General features: G+C 57.5%; 15 protein-coding genes. 4 read left to right on the forward strand and 11 right to left on the reverse strand.

Annotated features, from left to right (window positions below; all coding sequences use genetic code 11):
- Positions 1-23 precede the first annotated feature (23 nt).
- Complete coding sequence (locus tag AC6I8E_RS09355; RefSeq protein WP_147789218.1) at positions 24-1046, reverse strand: ABC transporter substrate-binding protein; 1023 nt, start codon at positions 1044-1046, stop codon at positions 24-26.
- Between the two features lie 222 nt (positions 1047-1268).
- Between AC6I8E_RS09355 and AC6I8E_RS09360 the strand changes: the two genes are divergently transcribed.
- From AC6I8E_RS09360 to AC6I8E_RS09370, 3 genes are all read left to right on the forward strand, one after another.
- On the forward strand, positions 1269-2303 hold the full coding sequence (locus AC6I8E_RS09360; protein WP_147789217.1) for a LacI family DNA-binding transcriptional regulator: 1035 nt from the start codon (positions 1269-1271) through the stop codon (positions 2301-2303).
- 263 nt (positions 2304-2566) lie between these two features.
- Positions 2567-3460, forward strand: coding sequence for an SDR family oxidoreductase (locus tag AC6I8E_RS09365; protein ID WP_013357890.1), 894 nt, complete (start codon positions 2567-2569; stop codon positions 3458-3460).
- 92 nt (positions 3461-3552) lie between these two features.
- Positions 3553-5370, forward strand: coding sequence for a glycoside hydrolase family 15 protein (locus AC6I8E_RS09370; RefSeq protein ID WP_147789216.1), 1818 nt, complete (start codon positions 3553-3555; stop codon positions 5368-5370).
- A 34-nt stretch (positions 5371-5404) separates the two neighbouring features.
- On the opposite strand, the gene AC6I8E_RS09375 is transcribed toward AC6I8E_RS09370, so the two are convergent.
- From AC6I8E_RS09375 to AC6I8E_RS09395, 5 genes are all read right to left on the reverse strand, one after another.
- Positions 5405-5875, reverse strand: a complete 471-nt coding sequence (locus AC6I8E_RS09375; RefSeq protein WP_497823908.1) for an RES family NAD+ phosphorylase — start codon at positions 5873-5875, stop codon at positions 5405-5407.
- Complete coding sequence (locus AC6I8E_RS09380) at positions 5875-6327, reverse strand: Xre family toxin-antitoxin system antitoxin (protein WP_147789215.1); 453 nt, start codon at positions 6325-6327, stop codon at positions 5875-5877. Before AC6I8E_RS09380 ends, AC6I8E_RS09375 begins: the two co-directional genes overlap by 1 nt.
- An 88-nt stretch (positions 6328-6415) precedes the next feature.
- On the reverse strand, positions 6416-7570 hold the full coding sequence (gene ampC, locus AC6I8E_RS09385; protein WP_147789214.1) for a class C beta-lactamase: 1155 nt from the start codon (positions 7568-7570) through the stop codon (positions 6416-6418).
- Between the two features lie 30 nt (positions 7571-7600).
- Positions 7601-7846 carry a hypothetical protein gene (locus AC6I8E_RS09390; protein WP_033783134.1) on the reverse strand — a complete coding sequence of 82 codons (246 nt, stop codon included), beginning with the start codon at positions 7844-7846 and terminating at the stop codon, positions 7601-7603.
- 67 nt (positions 7847-7913) lie between these two features.
- Positions 7914-9095, reverse strand: a complete 1182-nt coding sequence (locus AC6I8E_RS09395; RefSeq protein ID WP_095707181.1) for a glycosyltransferase family 4 protein — start codon at positions 9093-9095, stop codon at positions 7914-7916.
- Positions 9096-9723: 628 nt separating this feature from the next.
- On the opposite strand from AC6I8E_RS09395, the gene hpxO reads away from it, so the two are divergent.
- The gene (gene hpxO, locus AC6I8E_RS09400) at positions 9724-10881 is read left to right on the forward strand and encodes an FAD-dependent urate hydroxylase HpxO (RefSeq protein ID WP_497823909.1); all 1158 of its coding nucleotides are present in this window, start codon (positions 9724-9726) and stop codon (positions 10879-10881) included.
- A gap of 42 nt (positions 10882-10923) precedes the next feature.
- Here hpxO and dcp read toward each other — a convergent pair whose 3' ends face one another.
- Genes dcp through guaD form a run of 5 tightly spaced genes read right to left on the reverse strand, consistent with a single transcriptional unit; the run spans position 10924 to position 18913 of the window.
- Entirely contained in the window at positions 10924-12966 is a 2043-nt protein-coding gene (dcp, locus tag AC6I8E_RS09405; protein WP_497823910.1) for a peptidyl-dipeptidase Dcp, read from the reverse strand.
- A 60-nt stretch (positions 12967-13026) separates the two neighbouring features.
- The gene (xdhC, locus tag AC6I8E_RS09410) at positions 13027-13803 is read right to left on the reverse strand and encodes a xanthine dehydrogenase accessory protein XdhC (RefSeq protein ID WP_497823911.1); all 777 of its coding nucleotides are present in this window, start codon (positions 13801-13803) and stop codon (positions 13027-13029) included.
- Positions 13790-16156 (reverse strand): xanthine dehydrogenase molybdopterin binding subunit, encoded by a 2367-nt coding sequence (xdhB, locus tag AC6I8E_RS09415; protein WP_497823912.1) that lies wholly within the window; start codon positions 16154-16156, stop codon positions 13790-13792. Before xdhB ends, xdhC begins: the two co-directional genes overlap by 14 nt.
- Positions 16146-17588 carry a xanthine dehydrogenase small subunit gene (gene xdhA, locus AC6I8E_RS09420; protein ID WP_497823913.1) on the reverse strand — a complete coding sequence of 481 codons (1443 nt, stop codon included), beginning with the start codon at positions 17586-17588 and terminating at the stop codon, positions 16146-16148. The genes xdhB and xdhA overlap by 11 nt, the downstream gene beginning before the upstream one ends.
- Positions 17585-18913, reverse strand: coding sequence for a guanine deaminase (gene guaD, locus AC6I8E_RS09425; protein ID WP_497823914.1), 1329 nt, complete (start codon positions 18911-18913; stop codon positions 17585-17587). The genes xdhA and guaD overlap by 4 nt, the downstream gene beginning before the upstream one ends.
- Positions 18914-19095: the final 182 nt, after the last annotated feature.

Genomic DNA, 19095 nt, shown 5'->3' on the forward strand with positions numbered 1-19095 from the left:
AGGCGGCCGGGCTGGTACCCCCGTTATTGCGCGCTGGCACCAATCTCTTTATCCCAGCGGCCCAGCAGCGCCTTGCGTTTTGCCGAGTCGCCATAAGTTTTGAAGTCGTAGTCGATCAGTTTGATGTTCTCGAAGCGCGGGGCGTATTCAGAGATCTCTGCCTTGCGGTTGGAAGGCAGCTGGAACGACTTCGCCTCTTTCATGTGCGACTGCGCCTCCGCGCTGAGCGCCCAGTCATACCAGCTTTTAGCATTGGCCAGATTGCGCGCCCCTTTAATGATCGACATCGAACCAATCTCATAGCCGATGCCTTCGCAGGGCGCGACGGGCTTAATCGGGAAGCCATCCACCTCCATCGCCACGGCATCATGCATAAAGACAATGCCGACGGTGGTTTCACCGCGCGCGGCGGCCTTGACCGGTGCTGAGCCGGACTTGGTGTATTGCGAGATGTTGGCGTTGAGCTTCTTCAGGTAGTCAAAGGCCTTGTCTTCACCCATGATCTGCACCAGCGTCGCCAGGGTGTTATAGGCCGTGCCGGAGGAGTTAGGATTGGCGATCTGAATCTCGCCTTTAAAGCCCGGGTCGAGTAAATCCGCCCAGCAGGCCGGGACCTTCAGCTTTTTCTCCGCCAGCAGTTTCGTGTTGTAGCCCCAGCCCAGCGCACCGGCATAGACGCCAACGGTGCGATAGCCGGAGATCTCCGCTACTTTCTGTGACCAGGGCTGCTGCTGATCGAGCAGGGGTGACTTGTAGGCCTGGGTTAAGCCCTCTTCGCCGGCCTGCATATGGGGGTCACCGGTGCCCGCCCACCAGATATCGGTACGGGGATTGCGCGCTTCACTGCGGATACGGGCATAAGCTTCACCGGCAGAGAGCCGCACCATGCTGAGTTTGATGTCGGGATGACTCTGGCTGAACAGCGTGGTCATCTGTTCGCACACCACTACATCAGCAGAGCAGATCATATTAAGGCCCGCCGCCGGGGCAGCAAACGGCACCACAGGGCAGACGATGACAGCAGCGAGCAGAGAGGGATAACGCATGATGTTCTCCTGGGCTGGATGACGCAGGTGCGCCAGCTTTTGCACATGCGTGCAAAGGTATGAGCAAAGTAGTACGGTGACCCGGCTGCACTGTCAATTGAGTTGTTGTACAATTGTCAGGCCCTGTCACAAATTTGAAACATCCGGTGTACAGGCATCCTTTGCACAGCCTTGCAAATTCAGGCAGACTCAGTGCAGGTAACACAGGGGCGAGGAAAAAAGATGCAGCAGCTTAAAGCGGTAGTGAGTGCGCAGGATGTCGCTGACCGGGCGGGCGTCTCCCGGTCAGCGGTCTCACGCACCTTTACAGAAGGGGCCAGCGTGTCAGAGTCCACTCGTCAGCGGGTGATGAAAGCGGCTGAAGAGCTGGGTTATCACGTCAATCATCTGGCTCGCGGCCTCGTACGCAACCGCAGCGGCATTGTCTGCTTAATCGCCTCCGAGGTGGACACGCCCTACCGTGCCAGCCTGGTGCGCTGGATGACCCAGTATCTGCAGGAAGCGGGAAAAGTGGCGATGCTGATCAACACCGACCGCTCGGATGCGCGGGTTTCGGACGCGCTGCAACAGGCGATTAATTTCCGTGCCGACGCCTCTATCATTCTCTCCGGCATGCCGGACAGCGGCATTACCCGGCTCTGCTACAAACATGGTCAGCATCTGGTGCTGATTAACCGCGACGAATCCCTGCCCGGCACGCTCAATATCAACCTCGACTCCCGTCCGGCAGCGGAAATGGCGGTTAACGCTTTTGTCCGGGCGGGCTGCAATCGCATCGCCTTTGTCAATTCGCTGGCGGGCACGCCGAGCCTGCTGAAGCGCGAAGCCGATTTTCTGGTGGCAGCGCAGAACGCGGGCGTTACGGTTCAGGTAGAACGCTTCGGCACCACCTCCTATGAAAGCGGCCAGATTCTGGCCCAGCGTCTGCTGACGCGTAACATTCGCCCGGATGCGGTTTACTGTGCTACCGACCTGCTCGCCTGCGGCTTTATGGATGAGGCGCGTCACCGCTTTGCGCTGCGCATTCCGGAGGATCTCTGCATCATGGGACATGACAACATTCCGCAGTCGGGCTGGTCCTCCTATAACCTCACCACCTTTGCGCAGCCGGTGGAGCAGTTTGCCCGCGATGCTATTGCCTGGCTGGTGGAGACGGAAGCGCAACCGGAAACATTAACACCCAAAAATGAACAGCAGCAGGAGCACAGAATATATGCGGTCGATGTGGTCTGGCGCGGTTCGGTACGCGGTGGTTAACCGCCCTTTTTTATTTTCAGCCGGAACATTTCACCTGCTGAAATAATCCCCAGCCGTTTTTACGCTTCGCTTTAATTATTCCCTGCCTCCTCTGAAAAATAATCGGACAGTGCAGCACACAATACCGATTTCCTGACTACGCTTTATCTGCATTATTAAGTTCTTCTGGTTTTACCTGCTCAATGAATCAGCAGTCAGATGTGACAAATATCACATTTGTGCCAGGCTTAATGTCTCAGATAACTCTGTTCAAGGAGCATACAATGGCTACACCAACTAACAAGACGCTCGATCTGGATCACTTTCCTAAGCCTCCGTTTGAGGAGCAGCCACAACAGGCACCAGGCCTGGCCAGCAAGATGATCCCGGTTCCCGACCACGGAGAAACCAGCTACCGCGGCACTGGCCGACTGACCGGCCGCAAGGCGCTGATTACGGGCGGTGACTCCGGTATTGGCCGCGCAGTGGCTATCGCTTATGCCCGTGAAGGCGCAGACGTGGTGATTAACTATCTGCCCGAAGAACAGCCCGATGCTGATGAAGTGATTAAATTAATCGAAGCGGAAGGCCGTAAAGTTTTCGCTATTCCCGGCGACATTCGTTCTGAAGAATTCTGTCAGCAGCTGGTGAAAGACGCTGCGGATAAATTAGGCGGTCTGGATATTCTGGTTAATAACGCTGGTCGTCAGCAATTTAATGAGTCCATTCGTACCCTGAGTACGGAAGATTTTGACGCGACGTTTAAAACCAACGTTTATGCGATGTTCTGGATCACCAAAGCAGCGCTGGAATATCTGCCACGCGGTGCATCGATTATTAATACCTCGTCAGTACAGGCCTTTAAACCCAGCGATATTCTGCTCGACTATGCGCAGACCAAGGCCTCTATTGTTGCCTTCACTAAATCGCTGGCGAAGCAGCTGGGTGGCGACGGTATCCGCGTCAACGCCGTAGCACCTGGCCCATACTGGACGCCGCTGCAGTCGAGCGGCGGTCAGCCGATGGAAAAAGTGAAACAGTTTGGTGCAGATTCACCGATGGGCCGTCCCGGTCAGCCGGTTGAGATCGCCCCGCTCTACGTTACCCTGGCCTCAACCGAGAGCAGTTACTCTTCCGGTCAGGTCTGGTGCTCTGATGGCGGCACCGGCACGCTGTAAATTGTCTCTGATGGCCGCATAGCGCGGCCATTTTTTTGTCCCGCATTTGCCCATAGAAGAATTCCCGTTACCGTGAAATAAGGAAGCAGACCATGGAAAACCCGATCTTTCATTCACCGGTCAGAGAAGATGGCTTTGCGGGGCTGGGTGATTATGCCGCCATTGGTGAGGGCCGTTCGGTGGCGCTGATCGCGCCGGATGGGGCTGTTGACTGGTGGTGCGCGCCTAATCTCGATGCGAAACCGCTGTTTGATCGCCTGCTCGATGCCGGACTCGGTGGCTATTTTCAGATCGTGCCGCGCGCGCCCTATCAGGTCTCGCGCCGTTACCGTGATAACAGCAATGTGCTGGAGACCCGTTTCGAAACGGACAGCGGCAGCGTGCTGCTGACTGAATCCATCAACAGCACGCTGGCGGGCCGTTTGCCGTGGTGTGAACTGGCGCGCCGCATTGAGGGCGTCAGCGGTGAAGTGGAATTAGCGATCACCCTGCGCTTCGGCACTGCCGCCGAAACCCGTTCGCCCTGGGTGGCTGACAATGAGAAAGGCAAGGTCTTTCACATCGCGGAGATCATGGCGATGTTCCGCACCAGCGACGATATCCAGATAACCGAGCTGGACGATGAGCAGGTCTGCGCCACGCTGCGCACGACGGCCGGGTCCCGATCGCTCTGCGCGTTACTGGTAACCGAAAAAGAGCCGCTGGCGGTGCCGCCACTGGAGGCTATCGATCAGCGGATTGAAACCAGTCACACCGGCTGGAGCAGCTGGGTGGAGAGCCTGAGCTACGCGGGCAGCTATCCGGCACTGGTAAAGCGCTCTGCCCTGTCGCTGAAGTTTCTCTGGTACTCGCCGACCGGCGCGCTGGCCGCCGCCGCAACGACCTCTTTACCGGAAGGGATCGGCGGCGAGAAAAATTATGATTACCGCTACGCCTGGGTGCGCGACGCCTGCCTGATTATTAAAGCATTCGTCTATATTGGCGCGCTGGAAGATTGTAAGGCGGCCTTTTCCTGGCTGTCGCAGACCATAATGCGTCACGGCGTCAGGCTGCGCGCCTGCTATGCCCTGAACGGTGATGAGGTGCCCGCCGAGCGTTATCCGCCACTGAGCGGCTATAAAAACTCTCAGCCGGTGCGGGTTGGCAACAATGCCCGCGACCAGCTGCAGCTCAGCATGTATGGCGACTTGCTGGTTACCGCACAGCACTTTATTGAAGCGGGACACGTGCTGGATATCACCACCTCGCGCATGCTGGGGGAGCTGGCAAACTGCTGCGCCGATCACTGGCGGCAGAAAGATTGCGGCATCTGGGAACTGCCGGAACTGCAACACTACACCCACTCCAAGATGGCCTGCTGGATGGCGCTGGACCGGGCGGTTGCCCTTGCCGAAAGCCAGCATATCGAACCGACGTGGCTGGGGCGCTGGCAGCGGGAACGTGATCGCATCCGTGACTGGATTGAGTCGCACTGCTGGTCAGAACAGAAACAGGCTTATCTCTTCTATGCTGGCAGCGACGATCGTCTCGACGCATCGCTGGCGCTGGTTCACAGCTACGGCAATGCGGTCAATCCACAACGGATGCTCTTGACCTACCGCGCGATTCAGCAGGCGCTGGGCGACGGCAGCGCCATGCTTTATCGCTACAGCGGTGTCAGAGAGGAAGAGAGTACTTTTCTTGCCTGCGCCTTCTGGCTGGTGGAAGCCTGGGCAGAGATGGGCGAAACAGACCAGGCAGAACAGGCGATGCAGGAGATTCTGACGACGCTGGACGGCCAGGGTAACGTCGATATCTTCAATGAGATGTATGACGTCCGCAGTCAGAGCTGGCGGGGCAATATGCCGCAGGGACTGAGCCATCTGGCGCTGATTTGCGCGGCGCAGGCGTTATCAGAATCACAGGCGTGAGCTGTGGAGGTGAGGATATCAGCGCCTCACTGCCCTACTGTCGCCGAAAGCGCGGGTCGAAGAAAAAAGGTTCTACCACCACTTTACTGATGATGCCAGCCGCCGCCGGGTGACGGGGATTGAACAGTGCGTTCCATTCACCCGTCAGCGTGCTCGGCACCTTCAACACCAGCCCGTTGTCCGGGCTGGCGAGCCAGTCATCACCAATTTGTCGGGTGGACGATGGCGCAGGATCGGCCTGCCAGTCAGCAGGTAACGCCGCCAGCGAAAGCTCGGTGATCAGGGGTTCCGGTACGTTAATCGCCAGCATTGCGTAGTCGTGTGCCAGATCCTGAATGGTGAGGTGCACCAGCGCCTCCAGCACACAGAGCGCCCGGCTCGATCCCATATAGACACAGACCGTTCCCACAGAATTCCAGCGCCCGCAATAGGTGCGGGCACCGAACCCATCAAAGGCGGTCATCGCATACTCACGCTTTACCAGGCGAAAGAAAGGCACCGCCATCAGGTGATCACGCCATGCTCAAGCTGACCAATCAGGTTAATCACCGCTTCTGCACCGGCCACCGTGGTGGTCATCTCGGCCGGTTTTTTACCGCCCAGCGCTTTGGCGGGCGTTTCCAGCCACTGTACCAGCCGCTCTCTGTCGTCACGAAACAGTTTGCTGGCGGCAGAAAGAACGCGAATCAGCATATAGATCCGTCCGCTCTGATCGGGCGAAAAGGTCTGCTGCGGATCTTTAACTTTGCGGTTGTATGTGGTGCGGTCGATGCCCGCCAGACGGCAGAGCCAGCCCTCGTCAAAGGTGGACAATGACGCGGTGCGCTTCAGCACGCCGCTGCTGAATCCTGTTGCGATACGCTGGTGTGCATCAGGCAGCGTTTCCGGCAGATTCAGGGCGTGCAGGAGCGAACGGTTATGCTGATGCTGAGTGGGTGTGTAGATGGCGATGGACATATCAGCCCTCCTGTTCATTTGATTTTTATTTTAGCGCAAATGAACAGAGGGCGCCAGCCTGCTCCGGGCTGAGCAGGCGTAAGGTGCATTATTCAGGTGTACCCTGCTGCAGTGCCTGCAGAATCTGCCACGCTACCCTGATGCGAAGCGGATTGGGGTAATTTTTGTTGGCAAGTAGCACGATGCCGCTGTTCTGCTCAGGAATAAAGGCGATATAGGCACCAAATCCATTGGTGGCACCGGTTTTATGTACCCAGCTGGCGCTCTGCGACGGCCCGACCGGATTAACCTGCGTCGCCGGACGCGGCTTTAGTGCAACAGCATTATCGTTGTCACTGAGCAGCGTCTCAGCATCGACGGGCCAGTCGTACATCTCCCAGCCCAGCCCCTGATAGAGACTGCCGACTTTGAAGTAGCGCGACTGCGCAGTACGGATGGCATTCCGTAGCACCGCGTTGCCCGCCGATAAACGGTTAGGATCGATGTTCGCCTGCATAAAGGTGAGCATGTCACGCGCGGTGGATTTAATGCCGTATGCTTCCGCATCGAGCATGCCGGGCGAGACCCGCACCGGCTGGCCATTTTTGTAGCCCCACGCATAGTTGAGCATCATCGACGGCGGCACGGTAATGTAAGTGCGCGTCAGGCGCAGCGGCTGAAACACATGTCGTTCCATCGCCTGCTCATAATCGCCCTTCACCATCAGCGAGCCAAACAGACCAATGCTGGCGTTGGAGTACTGGCGCTGCAAACCTGGTGCTGCCGTTGGCTGCCAGTTCTGATAAAAGCGGAGCAGCGAAGCCTGATCGGTGACCTCATCAGGCAGCTGTAAAGGCAGGCCGCCTGCGGTATAGGTCGCCAGATGCAGCATACGCACCGGACGCCACTGCTCACCGGTCAGCTGCGGCCAGCGCTTCTGCACCGGATCGTTCAGACGGATTTCGCCGTTGCGGATCATGATCCCGGCCAGAGTGCCGGTAAAGGTTTTACTCACTGACCCCAGTTCAAACAGCGTGTTTTCCGTGACCCGGCGGCGTGACTCAAGATCGGCCACGCCGAGGTTCACAAACTGCGCTCGGCCCTTGTAAAGCACCGCCACCGACATACCGGGGATCGCCTGCTGCTCCATCAGCGGTTCGATCGCGGCTTTAACCAGAGAAGTGACCTGCTGTGAGGAGAGATCGGCGGCAACACAGCTGGCAGAGAGAGAAAATAAAGCAAGGTAAAACAGGGACTTTTTCATTATTAACTAAATATTCTTCACTGAATCGAATTATTTACACTGGCTGGAACAGGCCTGTACGCACATCTGAGCCTTTGAGCTACAGGCACCGCTATCCCGGGTGTTGCAATGGGACTGCTCGACGTAGCAGTTGGTCTGACAGGTGGAGAGATCGCAGCGGTCAGCAACCGGTGTCAGCTGTGCCAGCGGCGCGCGGGCCGGAAAAAGCGGTGCAGGCTGAGCGAAGGCGCTGCTGCCCAGTAATCCGGACAGCAGCAGAGTGAGGATAATTTTCATAACATTTCTCCTGAGGTACGCAGCACTAAGTATGGCCAGTCTGGCGCGTGCCGTCAGAGAAATCTCATCAAATTGAGACAACAGGAGGGTGTTGAGTGACATTCATCACGCCACGGCTATAGATATCGTTGAGCCGGGCGATATAACGCTGGGTGTCATGCTGCTCTTTGATGCGCAGAATGGCCGCTTCCCCTTTCTCCTGCAATATTTCAGGACGTTCAATGATGGCGAGCAGCGTCGATTTCAGCCCGTCCACCAGCGACCGGCGCAGCTGAGATTTTTGCTCAGCCGAGGTGATGCTGTATTCGCGATCGGCGTTCAGCGGACTCGCAATCACCCAGCCCGCATTGGCAGGATTGATCTCCGGCAGCGCTCGCACGTTGCTGGTGATGACCGGACAGCCGTTAGCCTGCATCTCCAGCACGGAGAAACCGTAAGTCTCCTGCCAGGTCGGTAACAGTCCGGCATCGCTCTGACGGAACAGCTGCATCAGCGCACTGTTTTCCATCTGTGAATGATGCGTAATGCAGCGATAGCGCTTGATGCGGTTCTCAATGTCGCGACAGAAAGCATCATCATCCTGGAACTGACGATGAGCAACGTTGCGACGTTTGGTGAGATCGCCTATCAGCTGCAGGTCCAGCTGCGACTCATCCAGCCGGTGCTCTTCAATCAGCTCACTGATTGCCAGCACCACTTCCGCCCCGCCTTTACGGTAGAACTCATTGCCGGCAAAAATCAGCTTCAGGACACCTGGCTGACGTGGCGTTTTTTGCTGAACGAACAGCTTTTGCGGCGGATGCAGCACCAGGGTTTTACGGCGGATTTGCTGCGCAACATCCGGTTTGAACAGTTTCATCTGGATGTTCAGCGTGGCGTCTGAGATGGCAATCAGCCCCAGACAGTTATCTTTTAACAGATAAGGAATAAGCCGCTTTAGCTCGGGATTGTCCTGCTTGGCAACACCCGCCACCGGCAGCACGCGCGGCAGTTCAGTTTCAAACGAGGCAACCCACTTCTGCTGAGTAATCGCAACTTCGTTGAACAGGTGAAGGATGTCAGCCCGCGATGCCCCGGAAAATGGCACAGGCTGAAAGACAAAGGTTTTATTCTTTTTAAGTAATCGGGTGCGTAACGGATTAATAAAATAGAACAGATTGCTCTTTTTCAGATTTATATATTCGTTATCCGGATTAACTAAGATATTACGTTGCTCCGGATACTGGTTATTCGTAATTCCAATTTTCATGATCGTCTTCCAGAGTCCTTTATGTCCAGAGTGATCTATATCACGCGATCGCGGCTGATACGTTTGAGCAATATCCTAAAAGCCTTTTCTGATGCGGCTTGCGCAGTTTTACTAATGATTGCGACCGGTGATAAAACGGTCACAGTTGTGTCTGATTATGAATGAACGTTTTTTATTAACAGGTGTGTTTAATTGTGTCACCCTAACCCCCTGTTGAATAAAGCCAGAATTTTCCGGGCAATATTCACGCCAGTTGTTATGTCTATGTTTAATTATTTGTTAGCAATGCTATCAAAGCGAAGCGGCTTTTTAGTTCATAACTTTTAAAGTAATTAACCGCGCGGGATAACAGAAAGCCGGGGCTAACTGGCTGATGAGTGCCCCAGAAACCTGGCAGCAATAATAAAACAAACGATGAAACAAAAGATGCAGCCCGCTCACATTTGCACCCTTATTGCGCCCTGATTTGCGACATTTAAGTGCATCACGTCAGAAAGGATATGCTCGCCTCACTTCGCCGAAACGCTTATAATTTATTGTTTTTATTGACTTTAATAATCATATTCAGCTTAACTATGTTGCTGGTACAAAAGTTGCAGGAGTCTCTCTATGCAGAAAGGAGAGCATTATGAAAGCAATCGTAATTGGTGGCGGTATTGGCGGAATGAGCAGCGCGATTGCGCTGGAGAAAGCCGGAATCGACGTTGAGGTCTTTGAAGCCGTTCAGGAGATGAAGCCTGTTGGCGCGGCCATATCCATCTGGCCCAACGGCGTTAAATGCCTGAATGCGCTGGGAATGAAAACCGCGCTGCGTGAGCTGGGCGGCAATATGGCCTATATGGCCTATCACGATGGCGCAACAGGTACACCCCTGACCCGCTTCAGCATGGCACCACTGGTGCAGCAGGTGGGCGAATATCCCTGTCCGGTAGCGCGGGCAGAACTGCAGGCGATGCTGATTGACACCTTCGGACGTGAACGGGTGCAGTTTGGCAAGCGCGTGATCCAGGTCGACCAGACTGAAAATGGCGTTATCGCAACCTTCTCTGATAACAGTCAGGCGCACGGCGATTTTCTGATTGCCGCCGATGGCACGCATTCCGTCGTCCGCGACTATGTGCTGGAAGAGAAGCTGGAACGACGTTATGCCGGTTACGTTAACTGGAACGGTCTGGTCACCATAGACGAACGCATTGCACCCGCCGATCAGTGGACCACTTTTGTCGGTGACGGCAAGCGAGTTTCACTGATGCCGGTCAGCGGCAATCGGTTCTACTTCTTCTTTGATGTACCGCTGCCGAAGGGACTGCCGCAGGATCGCAGCACCGTGAAAGCGGACTTAACTGGCTACTTCCAGGGCTGGGCGGAGCCGGTGCAGCAGTTGATTGCGGGAATTCATCCTGACACCACTAACCGGGTGGAGATCCACGACATCGAACCGTTCAGCCGCTTTGTCAAAGGGCGTGTAGCGCTGCTTGGCGATGCCGCCCACAGCACCACGCCCGATATTGGTCAGGGTGGCTGTGCGGCGATGGAAGATGCCGTGGTGCTGGCCGCGACGCTGGCTTCGCATTCGCTGGGCATCGAAGATGCCCTGCTGCGCTATCAGGCACGACGGGTTGAGCGGGTAAAAGATCTGGTGCTGAAAGCGCGTAAACGCTGTGATGTGACCCATGCGCGCGACCCGGCAGTTACGGCGGAGTGGTATCAGTCATTGAAAAACGAAACCGGTGAGCGGGTGCTGGCCGGAATGTGCGAAACCATTGAAGGCGGCCCGCTGGGCTAATCCAGGAAAACAGGGGCTGTCACCGCGACAGCCCTTTTATTATTAATCCGCCAGACCGCGATTTTTCAGCATCGGCTCCAGCTGAGGCGCTGCGCCCCGCCAGCTTTCATACAGCGCTTTGAGATCGCTGCTGTTGCCACGTGACAGAATCTTCTGCCGGAAGATTTCACCGTTCTCACGCGTCAGTCCGCCATGCTCCGCAAACCACTGATAGCCATCGTCGGCGAGCATCTGCGTCCAGATATAGGCGTAATACCCTGCGGCATAGCCTCCGCCCCAGATGTGCTGAAAATAGCTGGACCGATAGCGCGGTGGCACCGCCGTCAGCGCGATATTGTCGCTCTGCAACGCCTGCTGCTCAAACCCTTCCACGCTTTGCGGCGCGGCATCACGGTTAAGGCTGTGCCAGTGCAGGTCCAGCAGCGCGGCAGCCAGCAGCTCGCTCATCTCATAGCCTTTGTTGAACGTCGCGGCCCGGACGATCTTTTCATGCAGCTCAGCAGGCATTAATGCCTGAGTCTGATAGTGCCGGGCGTAGTTGCGGAACACCGCGGGCTCGCTGGCCCAGTGCTCATTGATCTGCGAAGGAAACTCAACGAAATCGCGCGGGGTTTCCGTGCCCGACAGGCTCGGGTAGCGCTGGCTGGCAAACAGGCCGTGCAGCGTGTGGCCGAACTCATGAAACATCGTGATAACGTCGTCCCAGCTCAGCAGCGCCGGTTCTCCGGCGGGCGGTTTGGTGTAGTTACAGACGTTGTAGATCACCGGTTTTCTGTCGAGCAGCGTTGACTGGTTGACGAAGTTACTCATCCAGGCACCGCCGCCTTTACTGTCGCGCTTGAAGAAGTCGGTATAAAACAGCGCCAGCGGCGTGTCGTCGGCATCGAAAATCTCATACACCTGCACGTCGGGATGATAAACCGGCAGATCCTGGCGCGGTGTAAAGCGGATGCCGTAAAGCTGCGTCGCCGCCCAGAAGACCCCATTCCGGAGCACCGAGTTCAGCTCAAAGTAAGGTTTAATCTGGCTCTCATCGAGATCGTAGCGGGCACGCCGTACCTGTTCGGCATAAAAACGCCAGTCCCATGCCTGCAGAGTAAAATCGCCCTGCTGCTGATCGATGGTATGCTGAATGGCCGCCGCTTCACGTTCCGCACGGGCGCGCGCGGCGGGCACGATGTTGCGCATAAAGGCCAGCGCCGCATCGGGGGTTTTCGCCATCTGATCCTGCAGCTTCCACTCGGCATAGCTGGTAAAACCCAGCAGCCGGGCCTGCTCTGCCCTGACCTGCGCCAGCCGTAATACCAGCTCACGGGTATCGTTCTCATCGCCTTTTTCCGTGCGCGTCACGCCCGCTTTATACAGCGCTTCCCGGGTTGCGCGATCGGCCAGGCTCTGCAGCGCCGGTTGCTGCGTGGTGTTCTGCAACACCAGCAGCCAGCTTTTTTCCAGTCCGCGCGCCTGCGCTTCCGCCTGGGCCACTGCCAGGTCGGCCGGTGACAGTCCCGCCAGCTGTTGCAGATCATTAACGACCAGTCCGCCCGCTTTGGTGGCGGCCAGCAGTTTATTGGTGAAACGGGTACTGAGGCGCGCCGCTTCCTGATTCAGGGCTTTAAGCTGCTGCTTCTGTGCCTCCGGGAGATTGGCGCCCGCCAGCTGGAAGCGCTGCCAGATCACCTCAACCAGCCGTTTTGATTCGGCATCCAGTTTGGCGCGCTGCAGATAAACCGCATCGAGCCGTGAAAACAGCGGACGGTTCAGCATGATGTCGTCATTAAGCGCAGTAAGCTGCGGCGCAATCTCCTCATCTACCTGCTGCAGATAAGGGCTGGTATGGGCCGAGGTCATGGCGCTGAAGACCAGATTCACCCGATTGAGGAGCTGTCCGCTCTTCTCCAGCGCCTCAAAGGTGTTGAGAAAGGTGGGCGCTTCGCTGTTCAGGGCGATCGCCTCAACGTCCTGACGCTTCTCTTCAATGCCCGCCTGCAGCGCGGGCAGGAAATCCTGCTCCTCAATCTGGTCAAAGGGAGGCGCCTGGTAAGGCAGTGTGCTGACGCTAAAGAAGGGATTCTGACGGGCGTTCATGGTTCGCTCCTGATGGGCATCGCAAAGTCTTATCCTGACAGGTTGCCGCGAAAGCGCAACTCAGGCGATTTGCTGCTGATACACGCTGATGATTTCACCGGCAATGGCCACCGCAATCTCGGCGGGCAGCTTGCCTTTAACGTCCGGCAGGCCAATCGGACAGCGCAGGCGCGCCAGCGGCTCGCTGGCCACACCCTTGCCCGCCAGCCGGTAGCGGAAACGCTGATTTTTCGTCGCTGAACCGATGACGCCGGCATAGCGAAAGTCGCCGCGTTTCAGCACCGCTTCGCACAGTTCAAAGTCGAGCGGATGATGATGGGTCATAATGATGAAGTAGCTGCCCTCAGGCGCCTGGGCCACACAGTCGAGCGGGTCGTCCGGCTGCAGTGTGACCACGCCAGCCGGAACGTGGCTGAACTGATCCGGACGACTGTCGATCCAGTTTATGTGACAGGGTAACGTAGCCAACAGATTCACCAGGGCCTGCCCGACGTGGCCCGCGCCAAACAGATAAATTTCCGGCTGCGCCTGTAGCAGCGGCTCAAACAGCAGCGTGGTTTTGCCGCCACAGCACTGTCCGAGCCGCGCACCGAGACTGTAATCCTCGGTGTGTGGCGCAGTGGCTTCACTTTGCAGCATCGCTCTGGCCTGAGCGATGCACGCAAACTCCAGATGACCGCCCCCGATCGTGAGAAAGCTCTCCTGCTGCGTGACAACCATTTTGCTGCCGCTGTCACGCGGCACTGAACCATGCTCACTGAGCACGGTAATTAATACGCAGCTCTGGCGTTTTTCACGCAGCTGATGCAGCACGCCGATCCAGTCATGATAGATCATCAATGGCTCCCGTCAGGCGCTGTACGCCCCAGAAGATCCGCTCCGGCGTAGCAGGCGCATCCAGCCCCGGGTGCTGACGGTAATCGTTAACGCTGGCGACCGCATCCTGCAGCGCGCACCAGGCGGCTATTCCTAACATAAACGGCGGTTCGCCCACGGCCTTGGAGTGGAACACCGTGTCTTTGGGATTTTTGCGGTTCTCCACCAGCGTCACCCGCAGATCAGCCGGGACATCGCTGATGGCTGGAATTTTATAGCTCGCCGGACCATCGGTCAGCAGTTGTCCTTTGTCACTCCACACCAGCTCTTCGCAGGTGAGCCAGCCTACGCCCTGGACAAAGCCCCCTTCAACCTGGCCGATGTCGATAGCCGGGTTCAGCGACGCCCCGACGTCATGCAGGATATCGGCACGCAGCAGGCGGGATTCGCCGGTTAAGGTATCGATCACCACCTCGCAGCAGGCAGCCCCAAATGCGTAGTAATAGAACGGCGTGCCGCGCCCGGCCAGCCGGTCATAATGTATGCCCGGCACGCGGTAGTAGCCGGTGGCGGAGAGCGGCACCTGATTGAGCCAGGCCAGCTTCGCTACCTCGGCAAAGGTGTAATGCTTTTCGCCAGCGCGCACCACGCCGTTACGGAAGCTCACCGCCGCCGCATCGCACTGATGCAACTTACAGAGCATGGCGGTCATGCGGTCGCGCAGGATTTCCGCGGCATTCTGCGCCGCTTTACCGTTCAGATCAGCGCCGCTGGAGGCCGCCGTCGGCGAGGTGTTGGGCACTTTGCCGGTGTCGGTGGGGGTGATCTGGATTTTATCGGTCTCAATCTGCAGCACTTCGGCGACAATCTGAATCACCTTGGTGTTGAGGCCCTGACCCATTTCGGTGCCGCCGTGGTTAAGCTGCACCGTGCCATCGGTGTAGATCAGGATCAGCGCGCCCGCCTGATTGAGGAAGCTGGAGGTAAAGGAGATGCCAAATTTCACCGGCGTCAGCGCCAGACCGCGTTTCAGCAGCGGACTGCGGGCGTTAAACGCTGTGATTTCCGCGCGGCGCGCCTGATAGTCGCTGCTCAGCTCCAGCTGTTCAGTGATCTCATCCAGCAGGTTGTCCTCTACCTGCTGGTGGTAATGGGTGATGTTGCGATCCTGCTTGCCGTAATAGTTGCGCTTGCGCAGCGCCAGCGGATCCAGTCCACGGTCTCGGGCGATATGATCCATGATCTGTTCAATCGCCACCATGCCCTGCGGCCCGCCAAAACCGCGATAGGCAGTGTTAGAGGCCGTGTTGGTGCGGCAGCGGTAGCCGGTTACCCGCGCATCGCCGAGATAATAGGCGTTATCGGCGTGGAACATGGCACGATCGACGATGGATCCGCTCAGATCCAGCGAATAGCCGCAGTTACCGGCCAGATCGATTTTGATGCCGCACAGACGCCCGTCCTCTTCCACGCCCGCGTCGTAGCGCACAAAGAACGGATGGCGTTTTCCGGTGACGCGCATATCGTCGCGGCGTGAGAGCCGCATCTTCGCCGCCCGGCCAGTCTGACGCGCCACGATGGCACAGAGACAGGCGACACCGGCTGCCTGCGTCTCTTTGCCACCAAATCCACCGCCCATCCGACGCATATCTATTGTTACCTGATTCAGGCTGATGCCCATCACTTCCGCCACCAGCTTCTGCACTTCAGTGGGGTTCTGAGTCGAGGAGAAAACCTGCAACTGCTGATCTTCGCCAGGAACGACCATCGCCGTCTGGGTTTCCAGATAGAAATGCTCCTGCCCGCCGATATGAAACGATCCGCTGACCCGATGCGGCGCACGCGCCAGTGCCGCGTCAACGTCACCGCGCTGATGGATGTGCGGTTCCTGCACAAAGCTGCCCTGCGCCAGCGCCTGCTCCACATCCAGCAGCGGTTCCAGCACCTCATACTCAATCACCGCCGCGGCTGCGCCAAGACGTGCAGCGTCCGGCGATTCCGCCGCCACAGCGATCACGATCTGCCCCAGATACTCCACCTTGTTATGGGCCAGCAGCGGATCGCCCGGCTCGAGCGGGCCAACATCATTAATGCCCGGCACATCCTGCCAGGTTAAGACGCTGACAACGCCAGGCACGGCATAACAGGGCTGCACATCTATGTGCAGGATGCGCGCATGTGCATGTTCACTCAGGCGCGGACAGAGGTGCAGCAGACCCGGCAGTTCCGGCTTGTCGTCGATAAAACGCGCCTCGCCGGAGACATGTTTTTCCGCGCTCTCATGACGGTGATTGCGACCCACGCCGCTCTGTAAATCCGCGGCATACTGCGCCTTAATCACCTCTTCGTTGAGTTCAGGACGGTTATGAGACATAGCGGGAGACCTCAAGACAGGTTATTTCGCCGTTATGGCGATGCCAGTAGCGGCGAAGCAGATTGCGTGCCACCTGAAGGCGGTAGTCACTGCTGGCGCGAAAATCAGAAAGCGGCTGGAAATCTTCAGCCAGCGCGGCGGCTGCCCGTGACACCGTCACGGCATTCAGCGGCTGACCGACCAGTGCCGCTTCACAGTGCCGGGCGCGCTGCGGTGTGGCTGCCATGCCGCCAAAGGCGATACGGGCGGAACTGACAATGCCCTGTTCCAATTGCAGGTTAAAGGCAGCGAACACGGCAGAGATATCATCATCCAGCCGCTTCGAGACTTTCCATGCCACAAAATCAGGTGACACCGTCACTTTATCGATACGAATGGCGCGGATAAACTCCCCTTTTTCCAGCTGCGTCTGGCGATAGCCGGTAAAGAACTGGTCAAGCGGCAGGCTGCGCTGCTGCTCTCCGCATTGCAGCAGCAAGCTGGCATTGAGGGCCAGCAGCACCGGCGAGGCGTCGCCTATCGGAGAGGCGTTACCAATGTTGCCGCCGAGTGTCCCCTGCAGGCGGATTTGCAGCGAAGCAAAACGCTGCAGCATCTCGCTGACGCCGGGAATGCGGCTGGCAAGAAACTCGCTGACCTGCTGCAGCGAGGCGCCCGCACCCAACAGGTAGTGGTCATTAAATTCGCTGCAGACTTTGAGCGCGGCAACCTGCTCCAGCGCAATCAGCAGCGGAATTTTTTTATGCTGCTGGGTGATCTGCAGGCTGAGATCGGTGCCACCGGCAATCAGCTTCGCGTCGGGATGCGCCTGATAGATTGCCGCCAGCTGGGACGGGGTTTTGGGCAGAAAGCAGCGATGCCCCTTATCGCCTATTTCCTGCATTTCCGGGGTGGCCAGCGCCTCGAGCCGCTGTACGGTGCTGGCAGCACTGTGATCGAACTGATCATTGACCGGCTGCGAGCAGAGCTGTTCTGCGGCTGCCATGATTGGCCGGTAGCCGGTGCAGCGGCAGAGGTTGCCCGCCAGCGCGGTTTCCGCCTGATGCCGATCCCAGCCCGCTGCTTTTTTTTGCAGGCTGAACAGCGACATCACAAAGCCTGGCGTACAGAACCCGCATTGTGAACCGTGGCAGTCAACCATCGCCTGCTGCGCCGGATGCAGTGCGCGACCGTGACGCAGATCCTCAACCGTGATCAGCTGCTTGCCCTGTAAGGCGGAGACCAGCGTCAGGCAGCTGTTGACCGTTTCATACTGCATCTCTCCCTCAACAGCTTTGCCCAGCGTGACGCTACAGGCACCGCAGTCGCCGGAGGCACAGCCCTCTTTGGTGCCAGGCCGATGCTGACGGGTGCGCAGATAGTTAAGCACGGTGAGATTCGGGTCGAGCGCGTCTTCGCTGACCAGCTGATTGTTTAACAGAAACTGGATCATGCGGCTTGCTCCTGTGCATCGCGCTGCCAGACCGGACGACCGCCGACCCAGGTCTGGGCAATGTTGCGGTCGTCGCCCAGCGTCATTAATACGAACAGCTTTTCCCAGATATCTTTGCTGTTGCCGATGCGGAGTTGCTGCAGCGCAGAGACTGCCGGATCGAGCACCACAAAGTCCGCCTCTTTGCCGACGCTGAAATTACCGATTTCATGGTCGAGATCCAGCGCACGCGCCCCGCCCAGCGTGGCGTGATAAAAGGCTTCGGCGGCGCTGAGCCGGTAGTGCTGCAGCTGGCCCACCTTGTAGGCTTCGCCCAGTGTCTGCAGCATATTAAAAGTGGTGCCTGCGCCGACATCGGTGCCAATACCGACTATCACGCCCTGCTGCCAGCTGCGTTTGATGTTAAACAGGCCGCTGCCGAGGAACAGATTTGAGGTGGGACAGAAGGCAATAGAAGAATCGGTGTCGTGCAGACACTGCCACTCTTTATCTTCCAGATGCAGGCAGTGCGCAAAGACGCTGCGGCGACCGGTCAGCTCGTGATGATGATAAACATCCAGATAACCCTCGCGCTCCGGGAACAGTTCTTTCACCCAGGCAACCTCCTGCGGGTTTTCGCTGAGATGGGTGTGCAGCCAGGTATCCGGGAACGCCTGACGCAGCTGCTGCACTTTTTCCAGCAGCTGCGGGGATGAGGTCGGCGCAAAGCGCGGCGTCAGCGCATAATTCAGCCGTCCACGTTTGTGCCAGCGCTCAATCAGCGCCCGCGTCTGCTGGTAGCTCTGTTCCGGGGTTTCGATGAGATTGTCGGGCGCATTGCGATCCATCATCACTTTGCCGGCAATCAGCCGCATGTTCAGGGCTTCGGCGGCGCTGAACAGCGCGTCGACGGATTGCGGATGTACGGTGCCAAACACCAGCGCGCTGGTGGTGCCGTTGGAGAGCAGCTGATGCAGGAAAAAGGCGGACATCTTTGCCGCGTGATCCGGGCAGTGATACTGCGCTTCAACCGGGAAAGTGTAGTGATTCAGCCACTCCAGCAGCTGTTCGCCAAAGGCACCAATCATCTCCGTCTGCGGATAGTGAATATGGGTATCGACAAAGCCCGGCACAATCAGCTTGCCACGCATATCGGTCACGGGATGACCTGCCAGCTTCGCCTCGCTGTTCTCCCAGCTATCCAGCCCAATTACGTGTCCGTCACGCAGCAGCAGCACCCCATCCTCCAGATAGCGAGCCTTTCCGGTCAAATCGTCGGGATGATTCACCACGCCAGTGAAGTCAAAGAAGCTGGCGCGTATCGCCGTATCGGTTGCTGATAGCATGGTATGTCCTTTCTGAAAGCGCGATTGATTATCTGCAGAGGAATCTCTATTAAAAACCCTGCAACCTGCGTGCCAGATCTGGAATCCAATAAAAACCTTAAATATCAGTATATTAATAAAAATAACAGGGTGTTGCGCAACAAAAGTGGCCTCCGGCAGCGTCGCAACCGTTTGCGGAGCCG

This window comes from Pantoea sp. X-Soil-YNGN-785 (assembly GCF_059730585.1).